The 25,792-nt window shown below is 63.7% G+C and carries 25 protein-coding genes; 17 read left to right on the top strand and 8 right to left on the bottom strand.

Annotated features, from left to right (window positions below):
- Positions 1-62: 62 nt before the first annotated feature.
- The 4 genes from rsxC to metG all read right to left on the bottom strand — a co-directional run bounded on the left by rsxC (position 63) and on the right by metG (position 5,412).
- Positions 63-1,661: an electron transport complex subunit RsxC gene (gene rsxC / locus GPT33_RS06535; protein ID WP_296806597.1), complete on the bottom strand. Its 1,599-nt coding sequence runs from the start codon at positions 1,659-1,661 to the stop codon at positions 63-65.
- 13 nt (positions 1,662-1,674) lie between these two features.
- Positions 1,675-2,247 (bottom strand): electron transport complex subunit RsxB, encoded by a 573-nt coding sequence (gene rsxB, locus GPT33_RS06530; RefSeq protein WP_296806594.1) that lies wholly within the window; start codon positions 2,245-2,247, stop codon positions 1,675-1,677.
- A 13-nt stretch (positions 2,248-2,260) separates the two neighbouring features.
- Positions 2,261-2,842 carry an electron transport complex subunit RsxA gene (gene rsxA, locus GPT33_RS06525; protein ID WP_007191813.1) on the bottom strand — a complete coding sequence of 194 codons (582 nt, stop codon included), beginning with the start codon at positions 2,840-2,842 and terminating at the stop codon, positions 2,261-2,263.
- A gap of 488 nt (positions 2,843-3,330) precedes the next feature.
- The gene (gene metG / locus GPT33_RS06520) at positions 3,331-5,412 is read right to left on the bottom strand and encodes a methionine--tRNA ligase (protein ID WP_296806592.1); all 2,082 of its coding nucleotides are present in this window, start codon (positions 5,410-5,412) and stop codon (positions 3,331-3,333) included.
- Positions 5,413-5,656: 244 nt separating this feature from the next.
- On the opposite strand from metG, the gene apbC reads away from it, so the two are divergent.
- Both apbC and dcd read left to right on the top strand, forming a co-directional pair.
- Positions 5,657-6,748: an iron-sulfur cluster carrier protein ApbC gene (gene apbC, locus GPT33_RS06515; RefSeq protein WP_296806590.1), complete on the top strand. Its 1,092-nt coding sequence runs from the start codon at positions 5,657-5,659 to the stop codon at positions 6,746-6,748.
- Between the two features lie 252 nt (positions 6,749-7,000).
- Positions 7,001-7,567: a dCTP deaminase gene (dcd, locus tag GPT33_RS06510; RefSeq protein ID WP_007191816.1), complete on the top strand. Its 567-nt coding sequence runs from the start codon at positions 7,001-7,003 to the stop codon at positions 7,565-7,567.
- A gap of 88 nt (positions 7,568-7,655) precedes the next feature.
- On the opposite strand, the gene GPT33_RS06505 is transcribed toward dcd, so the two are convergent.
- The gene (locus tag GPT33_RS06505) at positions 7,656-8,882 is read right to left on the bottom strand and encodes a glycosyltransferase (protein WP_296806599.1); all 1,227 of its coding nucleotides are present in this window, start codon (positions 8,880-8,882) and stop codon (positions 7,656-7,658) included.
- 84 nt (positions 8,883-8,966) lie between these two features.
- On the opposite strand from GPT33_RS06505, the gene GPT33_RS06500 reads away from it, so the two are divergent.
- The 13 genes from GPT33_RS06500 (at position 8,967) to GPT33_RS06440 (ending at position 20,302) form a co-directional block, all read left to right on the top strand.
- Positions 8,967-9,365, top strand: a complete 399-nt coding sequence (locus GPT33_RS06500) for a hypothetical protein (RefSeq protein WP_296806588.1) — start codon at positions 8,967-8,969, stop codon at positions 9,363-9,365.
- 103 nt (positions 9,366-9,468) lie between these two features.
- On the top strand, positions 9,469-10,512 hold the full coding sequence (locus GPT33_RS06495; protein ID WP_296806587.1) for a PstS family phosphate ABC transporter substrate-binding protein: 1,044 nt from the start codon (positions 9,469-9,471) through the stop codon (positions 10,510-10,512).
- A 96-nt stretch (positions 10,513-10,608) separates the two neighbouring features.
- Positions 10,609-12,000 (top strand): phosphate ABC transporter permease subunit PstC, encoded by a 1,392-nt coding sequence (pstC, locus tag GPT33_RS06490; protein WP_296806586.1) that lies wholly within the window; start codon positions 10,609-10,611, stop codon positions 11,998-12,000.
- Positions 11,993-13,300, top strand: a complete 1,308-nt coding sequence (pstA, locus tag GPT33_RS06485) for a phosphate ABC transporter permease PstA (RefSeq protein WP_296806585.1) — start codon at positions 11,993-11,995, stop codon at positions 13,298-13,300. Before pstC ends, pstA begins: the two co-directional genes overlap by 8 nt.
- Before the next feature lie 64 nt (positions 13,301-13,364).
- Complete coding sequence (gene pstB / locus GPT33_RS06480) at positions 13,365-14,228, top strand: phosphate ABC transporter ATP-binding protein PstB (protein ID WP_296806584.1); 864 nt, start codon at positions 13,365-13,367, stop codon at positions 14,226-14,228.
- On the top strand, positions 14,228-14,992 hold the full coding sequence (locus GPT33_RS06475; RefSeq protein ID WP_296806581.1) for a PhoU domain-containing protein: 765 nt from the start codon (positions 14,228-14,230) through the stop codon (positions 14,990-14,992). The genes pstB and GPT33_RS06475 overlap by 1 nt, the downstream gene beginning before the upstream one ends.
- Positions 14,993-15,276: 284 nt before the next feature.
- Positions 15,277-15,564, top strand: a complete 288-nt coding sequence (locus tag GPT33_RS06470; RefSeq protein ID WP_296806579.1) for a ferritin-like domain-containing protein — start codon at positions 15,277-15,279, stop codon at positions 15,562-15,564.
- 216 nt (positions 15,565-15,780) lie between these two features.
- Positions 15,781-16,083, top strand: coding sequence for a 4a-hydroxytetrahydrobiopterin dehydratase (locus GPT33_RS06465; RefSeq protein WP_296806578.1), 303 nt, complete (start codon positions 15,781-15,783; stop codon positions 16,081-16,083).
- 18 nt (positions 16,084-16,101) lie between these two features.
- The gene (locus GPT33_RS06460; protein WP_296806576.1) at positions 16,102-17,361 is read left to right on the top strand and encodes an ABC transporter permease; all 1,260 of its coding nucleotides are present in this window, start codon (positions 16,102-16,104) and stop codon (positions 17,359-17,361) included.
- Positions 17,362-17,463: 102 nt separating this feature from the next.
- A complete protein-coding gene (locus tag GPT33_RS06455; RefSeq protein ID WP_296806574.1) occupies positions 17,464-18,045 on the top strand; it encodes a DUF3299 domain-containing protein in 582 nt (193 codons plus the stop codon).
- Positions 18,046-18,351: 306 nt separating this feature from the next.
- Positions 18,352-18,846, top strand: a complete 495-nt coding sequence (locus GPT33_RS06450; RefSeq protein WP_296806572.1) for a 6-carboxytetrahydropterin synthase — start codon at positions 18,352-18,354, stop codon at positions 18,844-18,846.
- Positions 18,843-19,544, top strand: a complete 702-nt coding sequence (locus GPT33_RS06445) for an SDR family oxidoreductase (protein WP_296806571.1) — start codon at positions 18,843-18,845, stop codon at positions 19,542-19,544. Before GPT33_RS06450 ends, GPT33_RS06445 begins: the two co-directional genes overlap by 4 nt.
- A complete protein-coding gene (locus GPT33_RS06440) occupies positions 19,541-20,302 on the top strand; it encodes an SDR family oxidoreductase (protein WP_296806569.1) in 762 nt (253 codons plus the stop codon). The genes GPT33_RS06445 and GPT33_RS06440 overlap by 4 nt, the downstream gene beginning before the upstream one ends.
- Before the next feature lie 144 nt (positions 20,303-20,446).
- On the opposite strand, the gene GPT33_RS06435 is transcribed toward GPT33_RS06440, so the two are convergent.
- A complete protein-coding gene (locus GPT33_RS06435; protein WP_296806567.1) occupies positions 20,447-20,866 on the bottom strand; it encodes an SCP2 sterol-binding domain-containing protein in 420 nt (139 codons plus the stop codon).
- 149 nt (positions 20,867-21,015) lie between these two features.
- On the bottom strand, positions 21,016-22,539 hold the full coding sequence (locus GPT33_RS06430) for a Ppx/GppA phosphatase family protein (protein WP_296806566.1): 1,524 nt from the start codon (positions 22,537-22,539) through the stop codon (positions 21,016-21,018).
- A gap of 177 nt (positions 22,540-22,716) precedes the next feature.
- Here GPT33_RS06430 and recQ point away from each other — a divergent pair, with 177 nt between their 5' ends.
- Positions 22,717-24,921: a DNA helicase RecQ gene (gene recQ / locus GPT33_RS06425; RefSeq protein ID WP_296806564.1), complete on the top strand. Its 2,205-nt coding sequence runs from the start codon at positions 22,717-22,719 to the stop codon at positions 24,919-24,921.
- 54 nt (positions 24,922-24,975) lie between these two features.
- A complete protein-coding gene (locus tag GPT33_RS06420) occupies positions 24,976-25,362 on the top strand; it encodes a hypothetical protein (protein WP_296806562.1) in 387 nt (128 codons plus the stop codon).
- Positions 25,363-25,531: 169 nt separating this feature from the next.
- Here the strand turns inward: GPT33_RS06420 and GPT33_RS06415 are convergent.
- Positions 25,532-25,792, bottom strand: a 261-nt coding sequence (locus tag GPT33_RS06415; RefSeq protein ID WP_296806561.1) for a vitamin B12 dependent-methionine synthase activation domain-containing protein, incomplete at its 5' end; no start/stop codon positions are given.

The following is a 25,792-nucleotide window of genomic DNA, read 5'->3' as shown; positions in this document are numbered from 1 at the left end:
GTGCGGCTAGGCCGGGCCGATCCCCTTCGGGCGTGGTCTTGCGGCTGGTGTGCCGTCGTGTCTCAGGCGTCATCGGTTTCCTCCGCCTTGGCGGCTGCGGCCTTCTTGGCCGCCGCGCGTTGCTTGGCCGCCTCGATTGCGGCCTTCTTCGCGTCTTGGTCGGTTTGACTCTTTCCGGGTCCCGCCTCGAGCGACGCCTTCTTCTGGCGAAGTCGGGCCTTGCGCTCGCGCTCTTGGCGCTCGAGGCGCACCTGCTTGGCCTCGTGGCGCAGGCGTGCGAGCTCGGCCTTGCGCTTGTCTTCTTCCCGTGCCCAGACCTCGTTCTTGGCGTACCTGTAGTATTGAACCAGCGGGATGTGGCTTGGACAGACCTGCGCGCAGCATCCGCATTCGATGCAGTCGAAGAGGTTGTAGTCCTGAACACGGTCGAGATCCTTCGCGCGCGCATGCCAATAGAGCTGCTGCGGCAGGAGCTTGGCCGGGCAGACCTCGGCACAGCGCCCGCAGCGGATGCAGGCGAGTGCGGGCCCGGGATCGGGGGCTTCGGCCTCGGTCAAGGCCAGCACGCAGTTGGCCGGCTTGGTGACCGGGATCTCGGGATGCGCGATCTCGAAACCCATCATGGGCCCGCCGCAGACGAGCTTGCGCGGGCGCTCGCGATAGCCGCCGCAGTGCGCGATCAGGTCCGACACGGGTGTGCCGATACGCACCTCGAGGTTGCGCGGCTCGGCGATGGCCCGTCCCGTGACGGTGACGAGGCGCGAGATCAGCGGGCGACCCTCGAGAACGGCGTCGGCGACCGCGGCCGCAGACCCGACGTTCTGGCACACGACTCCGATTCGAGCCGGGATGGCGTGGGTCGGTACCTCTTCGCCGGTCAGGATGCGGATGAGCTGCTTCTCTCCGCCGCTCGGATAGAGGGTCGGGATGGAGCGGATCTCCGTGTAGCCGCGCATGTCCGTCTCGGCGAGGGCGAAGCGCATGGCCTCGAACGCCTCAGGCTTGTTGTCCTCGATCCCGATCAGGATCCGCGGATCACCCAGCAGGTGATGCATGATCCGTGCGCCCGCGAGGATGTCACCGGCGCGCTCGCGCATCAGCAGGTCATCGCAGGTGATGTAGGGCTCGCACTCGGCCCCGTTGATGATTAGCGTGCGGATGCGTTGATCCGGGCCGGGGTTGAGCTTGACGCTGGTCGGAAACGACGCGCCGCCGAGTCCGACCACGCCGGCCCAGCGGATGCGCTCGCGAATCTCGGACGGGTCCAGCTGGGCGTATTGGGTCATTGGCTCCGGCAGCTCGGCCCACGTGTCTTCGCCGTCGGTCTCGATGACGGCGCAGAGCGCGGAGAGCCCCGACGGGTGCGGCACCGGATGCGGCTCGATCGCGACCAGGGTGCCCGAGCTCGAGGCATGGATGCAGGCGCTGACATAGCCCTCGGCTTGCGCCAACAGCTGTCCTTTGAGGACCCGTTCGCCCACGCTGACGATCGGCCGCGCCGTCGCCCCGATGTGTTGCTGCAGCGGGATCACGAGGCGCTCGGGCAGCGGCATGACCTCCACGGCGCGGCTGTTGGAGAGCGCCTTCTCGTCGGGCACATGGATCCCGCCGTGGAATCTCCACAGGCGATCGCGGCGCAAGAGTGATTGGATGGCTGCCATGGCAGGGCTCCGGTCAGGCTGCCTCAGTCTCCCGCTCGGGCGATTCCGTGCGGGACGTGGGCTCGCTGGACGGATAGGGCCAGCGCCAATGGGGAATGTCGGTGGCGATCGGCACAATATGAATGCACTCCACCGGGCAGGGCGGCAGACACAGCTCGCAGCCCGTGCATTCGGCGGCGATGACCCCGTGGAGCTGCTTGGCGGCGCCGACGATGGCGTCGACGGGGCAGGCTTGCAGGCAAAGGGTGCAGCCGATGCAGGTTTGGGCGTCGATCACGGCGATCGCGGGCGGTTTCTCCTCGACCTCGAGGGCTGCAGGCTCGCGCCCGAGTAGATCCGCCAGGGCGAGCAGGGTTGCCTCTCCGCCGGGGATGCACTTGTTGATCTCGTCCTCGCCGCGGGCCAGGGCCTCGGCGTAGGGTCGGCATCCGGGGTGGCCGCATTGGCCGCACTGGGTTTGGGGCAGAAGTGCGTCGATTTGATCGGCGATCGGATTGCCTTCGACCCGAAAGCGGATGGCCGAATAGCCGAGCAGGAGTCCGAGGACAGCGGACAGCCCGGTCATGGCGAGGATGGCGGTCAACATGTCGATCGTCCCCTCAACTCGACACGAGCCCGGCGAAACCCATGAAGGCCAGCGACATCAGGCCCGCCGTGATCAGGGCGATGGCGCTGCCTTGGAAGGGCTCCGGGACATCGCCGACCGCGACGCGCTCGCGCACCGCGGCGAACAGCGTGAGCACGAGCGAGAAGCCGACCGCGGCACCGAAGCCGTACAGTGTTGCCTCGACTAGGCTGCGCTCGGCCTGCAGGTTCAGCAAGGCGACACCGAGTACGGCGCAGTTGGTGGTAATGAGCGGCAAAAAGATCCCCAGCACCTGATACAGAAGCGGGCTGGTCTTGCGCATGATCGTCTCGGTGAACTGCACCACCGCGGCGATCACCACGATGAAGGCGATGATTCGCAGATACTCGATGCCGAGCGGCACCAGCATGTATTCGTTGACCAACCAGGAGGTCACGGAGGAGAGCGTCATCACGAAGGTCGTCGCCAGACCCATGCCCGCAGCCGTCTCGAGCTTCTTCGAGACGCCCATGAAGGGGCAGAGTCCGAGAAACTTCACCAGCACGAAGTTGTTGACCAACACGGTGCCGATCAGGATGAGCGCGTATTCAGTCATGCTCTCTTTGGCTTCGGGGCTTGCGACGGGCGGTTGATGCGCTGTAGGGGCGCGACACGGGTCGCGAAATGCTGCAAGCGCGAAATCGCCGAAGGATACGCCCCGGGGGCGGTTTGCTACAACACCGGGACTGAAGGGTTATGGGGTGATGGCCGTCAGCCGCCAGCTTCGATGCCTTTAGCCCTTGGTCATCCTGTCGTCCAGGCCTCTCGGGTTCCCCAACCGGACGCGAAACTCCGACCACAGGCCCGGGTACGCCGACTTTAGTCGGCACCCGGGGAGGCGGACTTCAGTCCGCTGCGCGGGCGCGCTCGGGCGACTGAAGTCGCCCGTCCCCGGGAGCCGGATGAATCCGGCGTACCCGGGCGGCGGGCGGAGACCTGGACACTTCCGATGTGGCCGAAACGATGATCGAGGCCAACCGTGTGGATGCGCCAAACGTCGAGCTCACTCGACAATGAGCATCTCGCTTTAGGCGCGGTTTAACTCTATTTCACCCGCATCCCCGGCTGCGCCCCGGCATCCGGGCTCAGGATGAAGATGTCTTTGCCGCCGGGACCGGCGGCCAACACCATGCCCTCGGAGACGCCGAAGCGCATCTTGCGCGGGGCGAGGTTGGCGACCATGACCGTCAAACGGCCTTCCAAGTTGCTCGGGTCGTAGGCCGAGCGGATGCCGGCGAAGACGGTGCGGGTCTCGCCGCCGAGATCCAGCTCGAGCCTCAAGAGCTTGTCGGCGCCATCGACCAGACCGGCCGAGCGGATGCGGGCGATGCGCAGATCGAGCTTGCCGAAGGTCTCGATGTCGATCGTCTCGGCGATCGGGTGTTCGGACAGGTGCTTGCTTTCCTCGTCCGCAGCGGCGGGCGGCGGTGCCGTCGTGCTCAGGTCTTCCTTGGACGCCTCCAGCATGGCCTCGATGTGGGCCGGTTCGACGCGGGTCATCAAAGGTTTGAATGGCGCGATCTCATGGTCCAGTAGCGGCTCGGCGATTGCATCCCAGGTCAGCGGCTCGATCCGCATGAAGGCTTCCGAGTCGGCGGCGGTGCCCGGAAGGATCGGGCGCAGATAGCCGATCAGGATGCGGAAGAGGTTGATGCCCATCGAGCAGACCGCGTGAAGATCGGCCTCTCGAGCCGGATCTTTGGCGATCACCCAAGGCGCCCGCTCGTCGATGTATTGGTTGGCGCGGTCGGCCAGCGCCATGATCTCGCGCACGGCGCGGCTGAGCTCGCGTCGCTCGTAGGCGACGGCAATGGATTCGCCGGCCTGTACGAACTCGGCATGGAGCTGCGGATCGGCCAGGGTCGGGGAGAGTCTGCCCGCGAAACGTTTGGCGATGAATCCGGCGCTGCGGCTGGCGATGTTCACGACCTTACCGACCAGATCCGAATTCACGCGTGCGGTGAAGTCCTGCAGGCTCAGATCGATGTCGTCGACGCCCGGCCCGAGCTTGGCCGCGAAGTAGTAGCGCAGATACTCGGGATTGAGATGATCCAGATAGGTGCGGGCCTTGATGAAGGTCCCGCGCGACTTGGACATCTTCTGCCCGTCCACCGTGAGGAAACCATGTGCGAAGACCGCGGACGGCGTGCGGAAGTCCGCGCCGTGCAGCATCGCCGGCCAGAACAAGGCATGGAAGTAGATGATGTCCTTGCCGATGAAGTGATACAGCTCGGCGGAGGAGTCCTTGCCCCAGAACCGATCGAAATCCAACCCGGCGTCGCGCCCGCGTGGACTGTCGCAGAGATGTTGGAAGCTCGCCATGTAGCCGATCGGGGCATCGAGCCAGACATAGAAGAACTTACCCGGATGGTCCGGGATTTCAAAGCCGAAATAGGGAGCGTCGCGCGAGATGTCCCATTCCTGCAGGCCGGCGTCGAACCACTCGTCGAGCTTGTTCGCGACCTGGGCCTGCAGACCGCCGCCGCGGGTCCAGTCGCGCAGCATCGGCTCGAAGTCCCCGAGGCGGAAGAAATAGTGGTCGGACTCGCGCTGCTCGGGCACGGCGCCCGAGACTGCCGAACGGGGATTTTTCAGCTCGTTCGGCGAATAACTCGCCCCGCACGCCTCGCAATTGTCGCCGTACTGGTCCGGCGCCCCACATTTGGGACACTCACCCTTGATGAAGCGATCGGGCAGGAACATCTGCTCGACCGGGTCGTAGGCCTGGGTGATGGTGCGCTTGCTGATGTGACCCTTGTCGCGGTTGCGGGCGTAGATGAGGTTGGCGAAATGGCGGTTCTCCTCGGAGTGGGTCGAGTGGTAGTTGTCGAAGCCCACCCGGAAGGCCGCGAAATCGGACCTGTGCTCCTCTGCGACCCGCGCGATCAGCGCCTCGGGCGTGATGCCCTCCTGGCGCGCGCGCAACATGATGGGCGTGCCGTGGGCGTCGTCCGCACACACGTACCAGCAGGCATGCCCGCGCATCTTTTGGAAACGCACCCAGATATCGGTCTGGATATACTCGACCAGATGGCCGATGTGGATCGGCCCGTTGGCATAGGGCAGTGCGCTGGTGACCAAAATCTCTCGGGGGCTGCCGCCCCGGATGTCGCGGGTGTGACTCATGGATGGACTCAAGTGAATCGGCTTTAGGGTCTCGAACGATGCCCCAGTATCTCACGGCCCGTCCCGGTCCGGACAGCGCGGCCCCGGCCCGGGCTTTCACGTCCGGACTTGATTTAAGGCATGTCCATACCAAAAGTCTGCGGGAACTTTTCAGACCTCGGGTGCATCATCCCGGCCCACAGAAAAGCATCTGTCTGACGTGACTCGGCTGCGCCGGTCGCACCCATCTATCCTGGAGTACCTCATGTCCGAACCCACGAAAGAAGCCGTTGAAGCCGCCATCAAGGGCTACAAGGAACCCCACCTCGGGCGCGATCTGGTGGCGGCGCATTCGATCAAGGGCATCGAGATCGAGGGCGGCCAGGTCCGCATCAAGGTCATCTTGGGCTTCCCGGCCAAGACGATCTGCGCGGATATCGCCAAGGCGCTCGAAGATGCCGTCCTCAAGGTCGAGGGCGTCGAGATGGTCCAGGTCGACGTCACCTGGGAGATCAAATCCCACTCGGTTCAAAAGTCGCTCAAGCCGATCGACAACATCAAGAACATCATCGCGGTGGCCTCGGGTAAGGGCGGCGTGGGCAAGTCCACGACCGCGGTGAATCTTGCGCTGGCCCTGTCGGCCGAGGGTGCGAGTGTCGGCATCCTGGATGCCGACATTTACGGCCCGTCTCAGCCGCGTATGCTCGGGATCTCGGGCAAGCCTGAATCCAAGGACGGTAAGAGTCTTGAGCCGATGAATGCCTACCATCTCCAAGCCATGTCCATCGGCTTCCTCATCGACGAAGAGACGCCAATGATCTGGCGGGGCCCCATGGTTACCCAGGCCCTGGAGCAACTGCTCAACGACACCAACTGGTCGGATCTCGATTATCTGGTCATCGACCTGCCGCCGGGCACGGGCGATACCCAGTTGACCCTCGCGCAAAAGGTGCCGGTCTCGGGCGCCGTGATCGTCACCACACCTCAGGACATCGCCCTGCTCGACGCGCGCAAGGGTCTAAAGATGTTTCAGAAGGTCGAGGTCCCGGTGCTCGGCATCGTCGAGAACATGAGCACCCACATTTGCTCGGCTTGTGGTCACGAAGAGCACATCTTCGGCGAGGGCGGCGGGCAGAAGATGTCCGAGCAGTACGGGATCGATCTCCTCGGTTCGCTTCCGCTGAACGGGCACATCCGCGAGGAGACCGACAACGGGAAACCGACCGTGGTCGCCCAACCGGACTCGCGCGTCGCGGAGATCTATCGCGAGATCGCCCGCAAAACCGCTGCGAAGCTATCGTTGCAAGCCAAGGATTATGCTTCGAAATTCCCGCGGATCGTCATTCAGAACAACTAAACTGCGCCTTTTGGGGTATGCGAGGTCCGAGTGTGTGTCGGCCTCGTAGACCTCCTGGCGTGTCGTGCCGGGCGCAGTTTAGGATTTTTTCGCAACTTGGATACGGTCGCGCGACTGTCGTGTGTTCCGGGGTTGCGACGATTCGGGTAATGGCGCCGGTGTGGGCGTTCACCGGCCCGGTCTTCATCGGCTTGTTGTGCTTGGCTGCGCGGTGTAGCCTTTCCGGCTTTGCGCGCACACCGAGATTTCGCGATGGCCATCAAGTCCGACCGTTGGATCCGCCGTATGGCCGAAGAAGGCGGCATGATCGATCCGTTCGAGCCCGTGCAGGTGCGCGAGGGCGAGCAGGGGCGGGTCATCTCCTACGGGACTTCGAGCTACGGCTACGACGTGCGGTGTGCCGACGAGTTCAAGATCTTCACCAACATCAACTCGGCCATCGTCGATCCGAAGAACTTCGATTCAAACGGCTTTGTCGATCTCAAGTCCGACGTCTGCATCATCCCGCCTAATTCGTTCGCGCTGGCGCGCACCGTCGAATATCTCCGTATTCCGCGAAATGTCCTGACGATTTGTCTCGGAAAAAGCACGTACGCGCGTTGCGGCATCATCGTCAACGTCACCCCGTTGGAGCCCGAGTGGGAAGGGCACGTGACCCTGGAGTTTTCCAACACCACGCCGTTGCCGGCGAAAATCTATGCGAACGAGGGCGTGGCTCAGATCCTGTTCTTCGAGTCGGACGAGGTCTGCGAGACCTCTTACAAGGATCGCGGCGGAAAATATCAGGGTCAACGCGGAGTGACCCTGCCGAAGTCTTGACCTCCGCTAAACCGCGTCCAGAGCGAAATGCTGACTTTTCAGAGAGCTCGACGTTTGGTGCATCCACGGCCCTAAGCAGGGACGCGGTTTAGCCGACGTCGTCGGTCTTCGGGGTCGGGTCGACCGCCGGATCCGTCGCCCAATGGCGCCCACGCCGCTCGACGACGTTCCCGTAGAACTGCAACATCCGCTCCGCGAGGACCGGCGCCGACCACGACCGGGCGTGCTCGACCGCCTCGACGGCGAGTCGCGCACGCAGCGCCGGATCCACGAGGATCCGGACCGCCTTGTCGGCGAAGTCGGTCTCATCGTCCTCCGCGATCAACGATCCGCCGCCGCCGGCCAGCACTTCCTTGGTGCCCATGACGGCGGTCGAGACCACCGGCACGCCCAGCGCCATCGCCTCGAGGAGGACGAGACCCTGGGTTTCCGTCTTCGAGGCGAAGACGAAGGCGTCCCCTGCGCAGTAGCAGTCTTCCAAAGAGCCGTCGCGCTCCAGATACCCCGTGAACAAGATGTTGTCGGCCAACCCGAGATGGTTAGCCAGGGTCTGAAGTCGACGTTGTGCCGGACCCGCCCCGGCGATCACCAAGAGCACATCCGGAACCTGCGTCTTGACGCGCGCGAGCACCCGCAGGATGAAGTCGATGTTCTTCTCGAAGGCGAGGCGGCTGACATGGACCAGAACGGGTCGCCCGGGAGGGATGCCCCGAGCGTTTCGGAAGCGAGTACCGTCGCCTCGGCTGAATTGGACCAGCTCAATCCCGGTCGGGATCACCGTCGCGGGCGTCTTTACCCCGTAGCCCTTCAGGACCTCGAGCATGGCCTGCGAGGGCACCGCCAGCGCGTCGACATCGTTGCACTGGGCCGTCGAGAAGTCGCGTGCGAGCCTCTGCATCCAGGCGGCCGGGACGAAGGGCACATAGTGCTGGAGATACTGCTCGAAGAAGGTGTGGTAGCTCTCCACCACCGGGACATCCAGGCGCTTGGCGATCCCGAGACCGAGATAGTGCGCGAAGAAGGGTGTCTGAATGTGCACCAGATCGTATCCGCGGCTCGCCAGCATGCGATCGTGGCGACGGATCTCTCGGGGACGCAACATGCGATCTTCGGGATCGATCACCAGATAGCGCGACGGGATGCGCAGGACCTCGAAGGGCTCGGGCGCGGACTCGCCACCGGCCGCCGAGTAGTCCGGCGCGATCAGGGTGACCTCGTGTCCTTTCTCGACGAATTCCCGCGCAAACGTCTGGATCGACGTCGATACGCCCGTGATGCGAGGGAAGTAGACGTCGGAGATCATCAGGATGCGCATGACGATGGACTTGCGGGCTGTCGGCAAATCGGCGAATCATACCCGCAGTCGTTCACTAAGCCCATCCAATGAAGGATTCATGACATGACTGATCTCTCGAGCCGGCGGTCGCTTCGCGGACCGATGTTTTTGATGCTCTTCGGCGTTGCACTGACCGTCGGACCGCTCGGGAGCGCCTTCGCCGCGGGGGCGCCCGTGCTCTGGGGCGCGGGTGTCAAGCCATGCTCCGATTTTCTGGCCACCGCACCGGCCGATCCGACCGCGCAGGCGATCGCCGGGGAGGGCTATCGTCGCTATCAGGAGTGGTTGTCGGGCCTCGTCACCGGGTTGAATCTTGCCACCGGGCGCGATGTGCTGAAAGGCGCCGAGCTCGATGCCGCCATGATCCGTATTCGAGCCAACTGCGAGCGTCATCCCAACGACGACTTCTTCAACGCCACCATGCGTTTGGTCCGATCGCTGGGCGAACCGAACAAGAATTGATCGCGCGCGTCGTCATCGAATCGTCACATGAACTTCATACAATCGGCATGATGCAAGGGCACAATTCGGGCTCGCTTATCAACGCCCTCCCGGAGGTCATGTCATGAAGAAAACCATCATCGCCGCAGCGGTCACGCTCGCAGCGGCCTCGCTTTCGACTCAAGCTATGGCTCGCGATTCCGTCTGGATCGCCGGCTCCTCCACCGTTTTCCCCTTCTCCACCGCGGTTGCCGAGACCTTCGGGCGCGAATCCTCCTTCCCCACGCCCAAGGTCGAGTCGCTGGGTACCGGCGGCGGCTTCAAGCTTTTCTGCTCGGGCGTCGGTGTCGACAAGTCCGACATCAGTAACGCCTCGCGTGCGATCAAGAAGTCCGAGTTCGATCAGTGTCAGGAGAACGGCGTAACCGAGATCACCGAGGTGAAGATCGGTTATGACGGCATTGCCATCGCGAACTCGAAGTCCGGTCCGGCCCTCGATTTGAGCCTCGGCGAGCTCTGGATGGCTTTGGCCAAGGACGTTCCGAACGAGGACGGGAAGCTGGTCGCGAATCCCTATAAGAAGTGGAGCGAGATCAACAAAGATCTGCCCGACGTCGCGATCGAGGTCCTGGGTCCGCCGCCCACATCCGGCACCCGCGATGCGTTTGTCGAGCTGGCGATGGAAGGCGGTTGCGACAGCTTCGATTCCGTGAAGGCCCTCAAGGATTCGGACAAGGACATGCACAAGGCAGTCTGTCACGGCATTCGTGAAGACGGCGCCTTCATCGAGGCCGGCGAGAACGACAACCTGATCGTCCAGAAGCTGATCGCCAACCCGAATGCGGTCGGGGTGTTTGGGTTCAGCTTCCTCGACCAGAACGCCGACACGCTGCAAGGTGCGAAGATCGGCGGTGTGGAGCCGACCTTCGAGACCATCGGAGATGGCTCCTATCCGGTCTCGCGCTCGATCTACTTCTACGTCAAGAACGCCCATGTCGGCACCATTCCGGGCATCCAGGAATACGTGGCCGAGTTCACCAACGACAAGGCTTGGGGTCCCGATGGCTATCTGGCCGACAAGGGTCTGATTGCGCTGCCCGACGACATGCGCGCCAGTGTGGCCGAGCAGGCTCAGGCGCTTAAGCCGATGGCCGCTCCGGCCAAGTAGGGCCGGGAAGACCCGTTGCTCGGGTCCGACCTTCCCGACCAATCAGCGGCCCTCCGGGCCGCTGGTCTGTTTTCCGAATTTGCGCAGTCCTGAGTTATGCACTCATCAACCCTTTTGATCATCGTGCTCGGCTTAATGTCGCTGGCCTACTATGTCGGGCGTAAGCGTGCCATCGTGAGTGCCGGCGGTGCGGGGCGGATCAGCACACTCCATTCGCTTCCGACCTACTACGGTCTCTATGCTGCGCTTTGGGCCGGGATCCCGGCGATCTTGCTGATGGCTCTCTGGACGGCGTTCCAGGACGAGATCCTGGTCACTTTGGTCAAAGCCGAGCTGCCGGGGTCGATGCTCGAGGGGTTGTCGCCCGGAGCCGTCGGGCTCCTGGTGAACGACATCAAAAACCTGGCCTCCGGCGCGATCGTTTCGCGTGTAGCGACCCCGGAGATGCAGGCCGCCGCAGATCGCTTCGCACTCTTCAGTCAGATCGCGGTCTGGGCGATGTGGCTCGGCGTGCTGGCGTTTGCCCTCGGCGGAATGGCTTTCGCTTGGGCCAGGACCAAGCCGCAGATGCGCGCACGCAACCGCGTCGAGTCCATCTTTATGGTCATCCTGGTGGTCTTCTCCTCGATCGCCATCCTGACCACCCTGGGGATCGTGCTCTCGGTCTTGTTCGAGTCCTTGCGGTTTTTCCAGGAGATCTCTCCGCTCGATTTCTTTTTCGGCACCCTCTGGAGCCCGCAGACGGCCCTGCGCGCCGACCAGGTGGGTGCCACGGGGGCCTTCGGGGCGGTGCCTCTATTTACGGGGACCCTGATGGTGTCGGCCATCGCGATGCTGGTTGCGGTCCCGATCGGTCTCATGTCGGCAATCTATCTTTCGGAGTATGCGCCGAGACGAGTGCGGTCCTGGGCCAAGCCGACACTCGAGGTTTTAGCCGGTGTGCCGACTGTGGTCTACGGCTTCTTTGCTGCTTTGACCGTGGCACCCTTCATCCGCGAGCTCGGCATGTCCATGGGACTGGACGTCGCCTCCGAGAGTGCGTTGGCCGCGGGTCTGGTTATGGGGGTCATGATCATCCCCTTCGTTTCATCCCTGTCCGAAGACGTCATCAATGCCGTTCCGCAGGCGATGCGCGACGGCTCCTATGCGCTCGGCGCGACCCAGTCGGAGACGATTCGCCGGGTGATCATCCCGGCCGCCTTGCCCGGGATCGTCGGCGGTGTCCTTTTGGCGGTATCCCGCGCGATCGGCGAGACCATGATCGTGGTGATGGCGGCGGGGCTCGCAGCCAACCTGACCGCGAATCCGCTCGACAGCGTCACCACGGTGACTGTCCAGATCGTGACCCTGCTCACCGGGGATCAAGAGTTCGACAGCGCCAAGACCATGGCGGCCTTTGCCCTGGGTCTTACCCTCTTCGTGGTGACCTTGGCACTCAACGTGATCGCGCTGCAGATCGTGCGCAAGTATCGAGAACAGTATGAGTAACAGCCACGCGGACGGTGCGCCGCCGAAACGCACCATCGACGTCGTGAATGCGAGCCTGAAGCGGCGCTACGCTCGGGAGCGCCGATTCCGTCTGGTCGGTCTCACCGCGGTGATCCTGGGGCTGACTTTCGTGGGCTTGCTGTTCGCGGACATCATCGCGAAAGGACACACGGCCTTTGTCCAGACCTACATCCAGCTCCCGGTGACCTTCGAGGCGGAGACGCTCGACCCCGCGGGGACGCGCGACCCCGAGACCTTGGCGCGCGCCAATTATCAGGCCATTATTCGGGATGCGCTGCGCAGCGAGTTCCCGGATGTCACCGATCGGCGGGGGACCCGAGCGCTTGGGTCCATGATCAGCGTGGGAGCGCCCTCGCACCTGCGCGATATGGTCCTGGCGAATCCGGATCTGGTCGGTACCACCCGAGAGGTCTGGCTGCTTGCCGATGACGACATCGACATGCTGATGAAGGGTCATATCAATCGGGACTTGCCCGAGAGCGAGCGCCGCGTCAAGGATCAGACGGTCGGCTGGATCGAGCAGCTCGAGGCGCAGGGACGCATCGAGAAGCGCTTCAATACCATCTTCTTCACGACCGGGACGTCGCGCGAGCCCGAGCTGGCCGGAATCGCGGGGGCACTGATGGGCTCCTTCTACACCCTGGTGTTGACCCTCCTCATCTCCTTCCCGATCGGTGTGGGCGCAGCCCTCTATCTCGAAGAGTTCGCGCCGAAGAATCGCTGGACCGATCTGATCGAGGTGAACATCAACAACCTGGCGGCGGTTCCCTCGATCGTCTTCGGGTTGCTCGGGCTCGCCGTCTTCATCGCCATCTTCGGCGTGCCGCGCTCCACGCCTTTGGTCGCGGCGCTCGTGTTGTCGCTGATGACCCTCCCGACCATCATCATCGCCAGCCGGGCGGCCCTGAAGTCGGTTCCCCCGTCGATCCGCGAGGCGGCCTTGGGGGTCGGGGCTTCGCCGTTGCAGACGCAGATGCATCATGTGTTGCCCCTGGCGATGCCCGGCATGTTGACCGGGACCATCATCGGGATGGCCCAGGCCCTGGGAGAGACGGCGCCGCTGCTGATGATCGGCATGATTGCCTTCATCGTTGACATCCCCAGTGGCTTCACCTCGCCGACCACGGTCCTGCCGGTTCAGATCTTCCTATGGGCGGACAGTCCGGAGCGCGCCTTCGTCGAGCGTACCTCAGCGGCGATCATGGTGCTGCTTGCCTTCCTGATCCTGATGAACCTTGGTGCTGTCCTGCTGCGGCGCCGGTTCGAGCGGCGCTGGTGAGCGCGTCTCGTAACATACTTGGTACCAACGTCAATGAGCGTTGGGTATACACTTGAGGTCAGACATGAGCACCACGGTTGATGAGATGGCTCGACGCACCGGCGCGATGAGCTCGGCCGAGCTGGCGGGTGGACGCGAGTCGCGGGCGACGGTCGGCGATGTCACGTGCGCCAATCCAAGAATGGTCTGTCGCGACGTCGATGTGTTCTACGGGAGCACGCAGGCGATCAAAGGCGTGAGCCTGGATATCGGCAAGAACGAGGTCGTTTCCATGATCGGCCCGTCGGGTTGCGGGAAATCGACCTTCCTGCGCTGCCTGAACCGGATGAACGACACCATCGACGGCTGTCGCGTGACCGGGTCCATTAAGCTCGATGGCCAGGACATCTACGACAAGGGTCTCGACCCGGTGCCGCTGCGCGCGCAGGTCGGGATGGTGTTTCAGAAGCCCAATCCCTTCCCCAAGTCGATCTACGAGAACGTCGCCTACGGACCGCGGATACACGGCCTCACCAACTCCAAAGCGGAGCTCGACGAGGTCATCGAGGGGAGCCTGCAAAAGGCCGGCCTCTGGAACGAGGTGAAAGACCGACTCGACAAGCCCGGCACGGGTTTATCGGGAGGCCAGCAGCAACGTCTCTGCATTGCCAGGACCATCGCGGTCTCCCCCGAGGTGATCCTGATGGACGAGCCCTGCTCGGCGCTCGATCCGATCGCCACGGCCATCATCGAGGAGTTGATCGACGAGCTGCGGGCCAACTACAGCATCGCCATCGTCACCCACTCGATGCAGCAGGCCGCGCGCGTCTCGCAACGCACCGCCTATTTTCATCTCGGGGACCTGATCGAGGTCGGCGAGACGAATCAGGTCTTCACCAACCCCAAGCACAGGTTGACCGAGGACTACATTACGGGGCGCTTCGGCTGATGGCCGACGACATCAGTCTCAAGCCCGCGCGCGACATCGCTGGGGGTCATACGGTACGCCGTTACGACCAAGAGCTCGCGAAGCTGCGCGGGATCATCCTCGACATGGGTCAACGGGTGATCGAGCAGACCCAAGCCTCCGTTGCTGCCTTGGTCGACGGCGAGGAGACTCAGGCCTATCGGGTTCTCGATCGCGAGCCTCAGATCGATTATCTCTCGCTGGACGCGGACGAGGAGATCTTCCGGGTCATCGCACGACGCCAGCCGACCGCCGTGGATCTGCGCATCGTGCTTGCGCTCTCCCGGATTGCAGGCGACGTCGAGCGGGCCGGAGACAAGGCGGTTCGCATCGCCCGTCAATCCTTGGTGCTGCGCGAGGGCGGCATCATGCCGGGCGGGCTCCCGTCGGATACGCTCAAGGATTTGCTCCGTAAGCTCGACGACCAGGCCTGCTGCATGTTCGAGCGCAGCATCCAAGCCGTCGCCGGTTTCGACGTCGAGCTCGCACTCGGTGTCTTCGAAGACGAGCCGCGACTCTTCGGCGCCTCCGACGAGGCACGCGACTTCCTCGGCCAAGAGGATCTCGCCGGATTCACGCCGCGCCAGATCGTCTGTCTCTTGACCGGCACGCATGCGCTGGAGCGCATCGGCAACCACGCCTCCAACATCGCCGAGCAGGTCATCTACGTGTCCGAGGGCAAGGACATCCGCTACCGCAATCGCGAGATCTTGATCGAGACCCTGCGTCGCGACCGCGCGTCCTAAACCGCGCCCGGTGCGATATGCGTCATTTGTTGGAATGGCTTGGCCGCGCCAGCCCTGACGACTGTCGGAGCTGGCGCGGTTTAAAGTCTTAAAAAATATTAAATTCTAAACCGCGTCTCACCGGGGTCGAGGACATCTCCGAAGCCAAACGCAAAATGAAAACTACGCATCTCGCTCCGGACGCGGTTTAGGCCGCGGTTGTGTTTCGACGCCGCACATCCGACAATCGGTGAAGCGCGCACGGCGCGCCCGACCGGTGAACCAAACGATTCGGAGAAGTGTCCATGGCGAACGAGGGCTACCACGAGCCGACCGAAGAGCTGTCCGACGAGACCCGGGACATGCACCGGGCCATCATCTCACTGATGGAAGAGCTCGAAGCGGTCGACTGGTACAACCAGCGGGTCGACGTCTGTAAGGACGAGGATCTGAAGGCGATCCTGGCGCACAATCGCGACGAGGAGAAGGAGCATGCGGCGATGGTACTGGAATGGATCCGCCGTAAGGATCCGACCTTCGACAAGGAGTTGAAGGACTATCTCTTCACCGAAAAAGAGATTGCCCATCACTAACTGAACCGCGTCCGGGGGTTCATGTCGGGGCGGCCTAGGCCGGACGTTCGAGGCTGTCACGAACCTTGGCGTCGACGCGGTTCAGGTGAAAACAGCGATCGTTTTTACAATTGAAGTGCTTTTGCCTCTTGAACCGCGTCTGCTCAAACCTCTGGGGATGTCTATGAAGCCTGACAGATCCTCAAGCGGTCCGTGTCGTGCCGGGCGCGGTTCAACATGAGCCGCGCCAAGCTCGATGCCGAAGCGATCGCGAAGGCGCTCTCGGAGCTCAATGCCTCCGCCGCGTCGCCGTGGAGTCTCGCCGAGGGCAAGTTGCACAAGGAATTTCAGCTCAAGGATTTCGTCGATGCATTCGGCTTCATGAGCCGAGTCGCGCTGGTGGCCGAGTCTATGGATCATCACCCCGAGTGGAGCAACGTCTACAACCGAGTCGTCGTCGATCTCTCGACTCACGATGCCGGCGGGATCACGGCGCTGGATTTCACGCTCGCGAGCCGGATCGAAGGTCTGAGCGTTTAGGCGTCCCGAGGCGTGGGAGTGCCCATCCTGAGCTTGGCTTGGAAGAGCCTCCTCAATCGCCGTGGTACGGCGTTTCTGACGGTCCTTTCAATCGGTCTGAGCGTCGCGCTGCTGGTCGGCGTTGAACGCTTGCGCACGGAGACGCGTGCGAGCTTCGCCAACACCATCTCGGGCACCGATCTGATCGTCGGCGCGCGGACCGGGCCGGTCCAGCTGCTGCTCTACGCGGTCTTCCGAATCGGTCACGCCACCAACAACATCTCCTGGGACTCCTACCTGGACATCGCGGACCACCCCCGTGTCGCTTGGTCCATCCCAATCTCTCTGGGCGACTCGCACCGCGGATACCCTGTCCTCGGCACCACCTCGGCCTATTTCGAGCATTACCGATACGGTCGCGGACGCGCGCTCATGCTGGCCGAGGGTGCGCCTTTCTCCGACCTCTACGACGCGGTGCTCGGGGCCGATGTGGCGAAGGCGCTGGGTTACGGTTTGGGCGATTCCCTCGTGATTGCGCACGGCGCCTCTGATGTCGCCTTTGCGCGTCACGACGACCATCCATTCCGCGTTGCCGGGATCCTCGCGCCGACCGGCACCCCGGTCGATCGCACGGTCCATGTCAGCCTCGAGGGTATCGAGGCGATCCATGTCGGCTGGGAGGGCGGGGCGCCCTTGCCGGGCCGAGTCGTCGATGCCGGTGAGGCGCGTGCCATGAAACTCGCCCCCAAAGCCATCACTGCGGCTTTGGTGGGTTTGACCTCGCGCATCTCGACCTTCCAGGTGCAGCGTGCCGTCAACGACTACCGACAAGAACCCCTGATGGCAATCCTGCCCGGCGTGGCGCTCGCGGAACTATGGGGTCTGGTTGCGGTTGGCGAGCGGGCCTTGCTGCTGGTTTCAGGGTTCGTGGTCGTCGTCGGTCTCTTCGGTCTTTTGACGGCGCTGTTGACGAGTCTCGGCGAGCGCAGGCGCGAGATGGCGATCCTGCGCTCGGTTGGCGCGCGTCCCGGACACGTCTTCTCGCTGATCCTGGGCGAGGCGCTTGCGCTGACCCTGCTCGGCATCCTGGTCGGCTTGGGTCTTCTCTACGCGGCATTGCTGGTGGCTCAGCCGTTGATCCTGTCGGCGATGGGGATCTTCGTCACTGTCGGAACCCTCTCGGCTCATGAGATGATGTTGCTGTTGCTGGTCCTTGCCGCCGGGTTCTTGGTCGGTCTGGTCCCCGGTTATCGCGCCTATCGGTTGTCTTTGGCGGACGGGCTGTCGATTCGGGTGTGACGGAGCAATCCATGGGGGCAGTCTGTCGGGGCGACTCAAGACACCACTGCATCGTGGTAGAAGCGTTCCCGGAAATCTCCCTAATCCTTGAGAGTCCCGACGATGAGACAGTTTGCGCGGCTGTTCCCGGTCATGCTTGCCCTATGGCTCGTGGGTTGCGGTGAAGAACCGGCCGGGCCCGAGTCCGGTACCGCCGATGCGGTCCAGGCCGAGGAGATCGACTGGGATCGCTTGATCCCGGTCGAGTGGCAGCCCGAGACCCTGCTTGAGGGTTTCGACCTCGATGCGCTCGATGAGATGGACGACGACGATCCGCGTGCCGTCGAGCTGATGGACAAGCTCATGGCGCTTTGGGCCGATGCTCCGGTTGTGGAGGAGCTGGACGGACTCCGGGTCCGTCTGCCTGGCTTCGTCGTCCCCTTGGAGCTGGATGAGCGCAAGATGTCCGAGTTCCTCTTGGTGCCTTATTACGGCGCCTGCATCCATGTTCCGCCGCCGCCTGCGAACCAGACCATACATGCGGTTGCGCCCGAGGGTCGCGAATATGTCGGCGAGCTGTTCGATACCGTTTGGGTCACGGGGACGCTTCGGGTAATCCGCAGCAGCAGCGACCTGGCCGAAGCCGGCTATCGAATCGACGTGACCGAGATCGAGCCCTACGACGGCGAAGTGGAGCCCCTTTAAACCGCGCCTCCGCACGACAGGCACCCGTCGTGCCTTGAATCGGTCTCGCAGGAATCAATGACCCTTTCAGCAGGCGCGGTTTAAGTTTTTCAATTTTTGATCTAAACCGCGTCGACTCCAATCTTGTAGGTGTCCTCGAAGCTGAGGGTGCGCTCGAACATCATCATGCACCGCGGACGCGGTTTAGCTTGGATTCGGCCGAGCGACCCCACATCACCCAAGTGTCGGCTAGGCGCGGCGAGCGATCGCGCCCTCCACCGACAGGTGCTCCGGGCCCGGGGCACGCGAGCAGCACCGGAGGCGACCTTGGGTACCGACATCCTGACCCGAATCGAGATCAGCAAGGAATATCTCAATTTCAGTGCCGGCCATTTCACCATCTTCTCCGCGACGGAGCGGGAGAACCTCCATGGCCACAATTTTCGGATTCGCTGCAATGTGACGGCGCCGGTCGGCGCGGACGGCATGGCGTTCGATTATGTCATGCTCAAGCGGGTGCTCAAGGCGCTTTGCGACGAGCTCGACGAGCGCCTGCTGCTGCCGGAGCGCTCGCCGCACCTGCGCATCGAGCGCGGCGACGGTATGGTGATCGCTTGGTTCGGCGCGGAGCGCCTGACCTTCCTCGAGCGCGACGTGCTGCTTCTGCCCATTCGAAACGTGACGATCGAAGAGCTGGCCGAGCTGCTGCTTGCGCGCTTGCGCGCGCGATCCGAGCTGGCGGGTCGAGACCTGCGTGCGGTCGAGCTGGGTGTCTCGTCGGGCGACGGGCAATGGGCATTTTCGTCTTGGAGGACACCATGAATCTACTTGTCGTCACCGGTGCGAGTGCCGGGATCGGTCGCGCCATCGCGACCCGCTTCCTAGTGGAGGGCAGCGTCGTCGTCAATCTCTCTCGCCGTCCCTGCACGGAGCGCGGGGTGGAGAACCTGGCATGCGACTTGGCCAAGCCGGAGGCGATCGATCGGATCGCCGCCCCGCTAACTGCCTGGTTGGCCGATGCGGAGCGCATCTGTCTGGTCCACAACGCCTCGATCATGCGTCGCGACAGCATCGACGCCTTGCCGAGCGATGATCTGCGTTCCGTGCTGGAGCTCAACCTGGTGGCCGCCAACGGTTTGAACCAATTGGTTCTGCCGCATATGGCCGCCGGTTCGAGCATCATCTACATCGGCTCGACCCTGGCGGAGAAGGCGGTTCCCGGCGTGGCGAGCTACGTGATCGCCAAGCATGCCCTGGCCGGGATGATGCGCTCCACCTGCCAAGATCTTGCCGGGCGCGGGGTCCACACCTGCATGATCTGCCCCGGCTTTACGGATACCGAGCAAATCCGCGCCATGATCGGCGGCGATCCGGACACGCTTGCTGCCCTGACCGGAATGTCGGCCTTCGATCGCCTGATCGAGCCGGAAGAGATCGCCGAGACCGTGGCCTTCGCGGCACACGCCCCGGTGCTGAACGGGGCGCTCATTCATGCCAACCTCGGGCAGCGCGAGCGATGACCTCCAAGGCCCCGCGCATCGTCTGTATCAGCGGCGGGACATCCGGGATCGGCGCCGGACTCGTCGGCGCGTTCATTGAGGCCGGCGATCGGGTGGTGACCTTCGGGCGGGATCCGAAGAAGGTCGCCGCGCTCGCGCAGCAGTGGGGTCAGGCGGTCAACTCGGGTGCCTTGCGTCTGCGGGTAGGCGACGTGACGCATGCGGACTTCCGCGAGCGTCTCGTCGCCGAAATTCGGGATGCGGACGGGCGTCTTGATGTCTTGGTAAACAATGCCGGCGTGATCTTGAGCCAAGGTGATCTCGAGGAGACGGTGGAGGCATGGCGGACGACCCTGGAGGTCAACTTGATCGCGCCCTTTGCGCTGACTCAAGGCTTTCTCGGCTTGTTGGAGCAAAGCGCCGCCCCGGTCGTGATCAACATGTCGTCGGCCTGTGCGCAGCACCCCTTCGAGACCTGCACATCGACAAGCTATTCCGCCAGCAAGGCGGGTCTGGAGATGTTGACGCAGCGACTGGCGATGGCGCTGGGGGCGCGCGGCATTCGGGTGAACGCAGTCGCGCCTGGCGTGGTGGAATCCCCGATGTGGGGCGGGGCGACCGATCTGATCGACTCGACGGTGAAGCGCCGTCACCGCTTACGCCAAGAGGCCGTCGAGCCGATCGACGTGGCGCGTGCCGTCCTCTTTCTCGCGTCCGAGGACGCGCGCCGCATTACCGGTGCGTGCCTCAACGTCGATGCGGGATATGCGCTTGGCTGATCCGACAAGAGCCGTTATTTAGTCAAAGCGCTAAGCGCGATAAGAGATTCAATCAACCTGAACCGCGTCCCGCCGAGTCGGTTGTTCGAGGCGACCTCGCAGTCACCTCGAAACGATTGATGTCACTGCTGGCGCGGTTCAGGTTCAGCCGAGCTCGTCCGTCGGGATCTGCTGCATGAGACCGAAGCTCTTCACAAAGGGATTGGCCATGCGCGGGTCCTTCAGCATCGCCTTGTAGTCACCTTCCTTGAACTTGAGCTTTCCGGTCATGAAGGCGGTACCCATGCCGGCCATGCCGATACCTTTTTCGACCCACTTGAGCCAATCCTTGAGGTCCGCACGCATGTCCCAGTTGGCCGGCGGATCCGTCTCCGACCAAGCGCCGGCGCGCACGCATTCGCCCTTCTCGACGACGAAGACCCCGCGCGGGTTCTCCTCGTTCTTGAATCCACAATAGATGACCGAGTTGAAGTCGATCTCGGCCAGCTTGTCTTTGACCTCCGGCTCGGCGTTCCAAGCGTCCTTGAGATGGTTCATCCACTCGGCGTTGAAGAGTGCGGCCATTGTTGTGGTCCTCCAGTTTAGCGGCGTGGGAACCGCGCGCGTTACCGCGGCGGCGGGGAAATTCCGTTCGTTGCACTCGCAATTTTACCAGGATGAGGGGAAAAGGATACGGGCCGGCATGAGGTTCCATCCGGGCGGAACCGGCAAGCTCAACCGAATTCAAGACGAATCCCGGCGGAAGCCAGGCGCTCGGCCTCCTCTTCGAGCTCCAACCGGGTCAAGGGGTGATCGGCGAGCCAGTCGTCCGGGAAGCTCAACGCGAGGTTGTCGCCGTCGGCCGTGAGCGTCGGATTGGGTTTGTTCTCCGAGGAGCGTCCGCGATGCAGCAGGACGGCGAGCCGCAGGATGACGCAGAGCCTACGCGCCGCATCCCCGGTCTCGCGGGGTAGGGCTGCGAACTCTTGGACGGGAAACTTTCGTCTGTGTCCGAGCACCAATGCGGCGAGCAGCAATTGCTCCGGTCGCGTGAAGCCGGCGAGATCGGCGTTGCGTAGCAGATAGGCCCCGTGTTTCTGGTGCTGGCTGTGGGCGACCATGACGCCGATTTCGTGGAGTCGTGCCGCCCACGCGAGCATGAGCCCCTGGTTGGGGTCCTGCAGCGACCAAGGCGCGGCGAGTCGGCGCAGGAGGGCGACGGCCGTCGCCCGGACCCGCTGGGCGTGGTCCTGATCGATCTGAAAGTGTCGGCCGAGGGTCTCGACGGTGCGTTCCCGGACGTCCAAGTGTTGGCTGCGCCCCATTGTTTCGTAGATCAAGCCCTCACGCAGCGCGTATTCCGAGACCTGTAGATGTTGGATCCCGAGTGTCTCGAAGACCGATCGCAGGACGGCGACGCCGCCGGGGAAGACCGGTTTACGCTCCTCGGCCAAGCCCTTGAGCGCAAGGGCGGAGATCCGGCCCGTCTCCACGAGTGCATCGCGAAGCCGCAGCAACGCCGTCGCGGAGATCCCGTCCTCGCACCAGCCTTCTGCCTCCACGACCGCCGCGATGGATTTGATGGTCCCGGAGCTGCCGACCGCCGTTTGCCAGCCGGTGCGGCGAAACAGCTCGCGCACGGGCCGTACCTCCAGCGCTCCCGTGAGCTCGGCCTTTTCCATCGCCCGGGCGGTGATGCGTCCGTCGGCGAAATGGCGGCGCGACATGCTCACGCAGCCCATGTGCAGGCTCTCGCGCAGGCGCGGTGAGAAACCGAGACCGACGATGATCTCCGTGCTTCCGCCGCCGATATCGACGACCAGGCGGCGCTCGGTCCCCGCGGCCAGATCATGGGCGACGCCGAGGTAGATCAGGCGGGCCTCTTCACGGCCCGCGATGACCTCGATCGGGTGGCCGAGCTTGGCTTCGGCAAGGGTGAGGAAATCGCTCTCGGGTGCGAGCTGACGCAGGGTATTGGTTCCGACCGCCCGCACGCTGCCGGGAGGGAAGCCCCGGAGCCGCTGGCCGAATCGCTCCAAACACGCCAGCGCGCGCTCGGCGACCTCCGGGTCGAGCCGCATGTCCTCGCCCAAGCCTTCGCCGAGCCGGACCATCTCCTTGAGGCGATCGGTGACCTGCATGTGACCGTTGCCGATGCGGGCCACGATCATGTGAAAGCTGTTGGATCCGAGATCGACGGCTGCGACGACCTCTGGCAGCATGGTCTCGACGGCGGCCTGGACGGGCTCTTCAATCATGGCAGGGTCCAACGCTGAACGGCGCGTAAATGGTACCAGAAGCCGGCGCCATCGCGGGTGTCGTGCGTCGATGCCGCTCGGGACGGCAGAACGCGCGAGGGCGAAGGGTCTCGCGTACACGAATAGGTTAAAATGCGCATCGCAACCGATGCGGTTGCGATTGTGTGGAGTGACAGGATGAACGAGACGCCGCTTCAGGTGCTCAACCGCGTCTTCGGCTACGATCGTTTTCGCGGCGCCCAAGCCGAGATCATCGACCGGGTGATCGCCGGCGGAGACGCGCTGGTGTTGATGCCGACAGGCGGCGGCAAGTCGCTCTGTTATCAGATCCCGGCGATCCTGCGGCCGGGGGTCGGCGTCGTGGTCTCGCCTCTGATCGCCTTGATGCAGGACCAGGTCGATGCGCTGCGACAACTCGGCGTGCGGGCCGCTTTCCTGAACTCGTCGCTGACACTGCAGGAAGCTCGAGCGGTCGAGGAGGCGATGCTCTCGGGCGATCTGGACCTGGTCTATGTCGCCCCGGAGCGCCTGCTGACCGAGCGTTTCCTCGCGCTGTTGGATCGCGTCCGGGTTGCCTTGTTCGCGATCGACGAGGCCCACTGCGTCTCCCAGTGGGGCCATGATTTCCGCCCCGAATACATCCAGCTCCACCTGCTGCACGAGCGCTGGCCCCAAATCCCGCGCGTTGCACTCACCGCGACCGCCGATGCGCCGACCCGTGCGGAGATCCTGACCCGACTGGGTCTGGAGCAGGCCGGGCAGTTCGTGTCCAGCTTCGACCGACCGAACATCCGCTATCGCATCGTCGAGAAGGCCAGCCCGCGTCAACAGCTCATCGCCTTCCTACGCACCGAGCATCCCGGCGATGCGGGAATCGTCTACTGCCTGTCGCGACGCAAGGTCGAGGAGACGGCGGCCTATCTTGCGACCCAGGGCATCGCAGCCCTGCCGTATCACGCGGGGCTCCCGGCCGAGACGCGGCGTACGCACCAAGCGCGGTTTCTGCGCGAGGAGGGCGTCGTTATCGTCGCGACCATCGCCTTCGGGATGGGGATCGACAAGCCGGACGTGCGCTTCGTCGCCCATCTGGACCTGCCCAAAAGCCTGGAGGCCTACTATCAGGAGACCGGACGCGGCGGCCGGGACGGTCAGCCCGCGGATGCTTGGATGACCTACGGTCTGGGCGACGTGGTGATGCTGCGTCGCATGATCGAGGACTCCGATGCCGAGGAGCGCTTCAAGCGGGTGGAGATGCAGAAGCTCGACAGCATGCTCGGCTTTTGCGAGACCACCGAATGTCGGCGCCAGGTTCTGCTCAACTATTTCGGCGAGCCGCTTCCCAAGCCCTGCGGCAACTGCGACACCTGCCTGGAGCCGGTTGCCACCTGGGACGGGACCGAGGCGGCACGCAAGGCGCTCTCCTGCATCTATCGCACGGGCCAGCGCTTCGGCAGCAGCTATCTGGTGGATGTCCTGCTGGGCAAGGCCAACGAGCGCATCCGCCGCTTCGGACATGACCAAGTCACGACGTTCGGCATCGGCCAAGAGCTCGCCGCGGATCAATGGAAGTCGGTCTATCGTCAGCTCGTCGCGGCCGGGTTCATCAGGGTCGATTTCGAAGGTCACGGCGCGCTGTGCCTGACCGAGCAGAGCCGCCCCTTGCTGCGCGGGGAGCGTACGCTGCACCTGCGCAGGGATCCGGACCGCAAACGCACGAGTTCCGCCGCGCGTCGCCCCGCCATGGTGCCGCCGACCGATCCGGAGGCACTCGCGCTCTGGCAGGCCCTGCGCGACTACCGGCGTCAGCTCGCCCTGGAGCAGGATGTGCCGGCGTACCACATCTTCAACGATGTCACGCTCAACGAGATGCTGACCTATCGCCCGCGTGATCGCGACGAGTTGGCTCGGATCAGCGGCGTCGGCCAGGTGAAGCTCGAGCGCTTCGGCGAGGGCTTCTTGCGGCTGCTCGCTCTGCATGAAGCCGAGCACGGCCGACCGGACCGGGTGCCGGGCCTGCCGGCTGCCAGAGCAGCTGCAGGCGAGGCCCGTGCCGCTGGGATCGAGCTGAACGACTCGGTGCGAGAGACTTTGGCCCTGCTGCGTTCCGGGCTCTCGGTGGATGCGATCGCCGATCGCCGCGAGCTGAAGGTCAGCACCATCTATACGCACCTATCGCGCTGCATCGAGGTCGGCGAACTCTCGGTCGGCGAGGTGGTCGACCTCGACCGGGACAGCCTGCGTGCCATCGAGTTCGCCATCGAGCAACAGCCGGAGGGCGCACTCATCAGTCTCAAACCCATCTTCGACGCCTTCGAAGGCCGCTACAGCTATGGACTCTTAAGCTGTATACGGGCCGGGATGGGGATCTCGGCCGGGGGTTGATCCGCAGCAGCTCGTTATATAATCCCAACCGTGCGCGATCCAGCGGAGTCCGCCATGAGCCTGACCCAGCAAGACATCGATTTCATCAAGACCAACATGCCCGTCTGGCTTGCCGAGCAGAGTCTCGGCAAGCCGCCGGCCGTCTACGAGATCGAGCTGCGCGAGCGCATGGTGCGCGTCGAGGAGGAGCTCAAGCACCAACGTGAGCTGATGCGTCAGGGCTTCGAGCAGATGGACAAGCGCTTCGAGGCGATGCAGGCCAACATGGACAAGCGCTTCGAGCAGGTTGAGCGACGCTTCGAGCAAATCGACAAGCGTTTCGAGCAAATCGACAAGCGTTTCGACGAGATGATCCGCCGCCACGACCGCCACTTCCTTTGGCTCATCGCGTTCATCACGACGGTCGGCGGCCTTGTCGTTGCCGCGGGTAAGCTGTGGTAGCGTGCCCGCCGCCGAACGCTCTTACCCTGTCCGATATCGAAGGCGGCCAGCGGAGCTCGATCAGCATGCTCTTATTTTTTAATATCTTAAACCGCGCCGGCTCCAACGCTGATCAAGTCTGCCGGGGCCGATCCCATCCACAAACCTCGCATACCGCGCTGGGCGCGGTTTAATCCGCCTCGTACGCCAAATTCGGCGCCAGCCAGCGCTCGATCTCGGGCAGCGGCATGCCTTTGCGCTCGGCGTAGTCGGCGACCTGATCGCGGGCAAGCTTGCCGACGGCGAAATAACGGCTGTCGGGGTGCGAGAAATAGAGCCCGCTGACCGCCGCTGTCGGCACCATGGCCTTGGATTCGGTCAGCCAGATGCCGGTATTGCGCTCGGCGTCCAGGGCCTGCCAGAGGAGGTCCTTCTCGGTGTGGTCGGGCGA

Origin of the sequence: Thiocapsa sp. (genome assembly GCF_011390875.1) — a bacterium.
In the GTDB taxonomy this organism is placed as follows: domain Bacteria; phylum Pseudomonadota; class Gammaproteobacteria; order Chromatiales; family Chromatiaceae; genus Thiocapsa.
The sequence above is the reverse complement of the archived record's forward strand: the minus strand, read 5'-3'. Positions and strand labels throughout refer to the sequence as shown.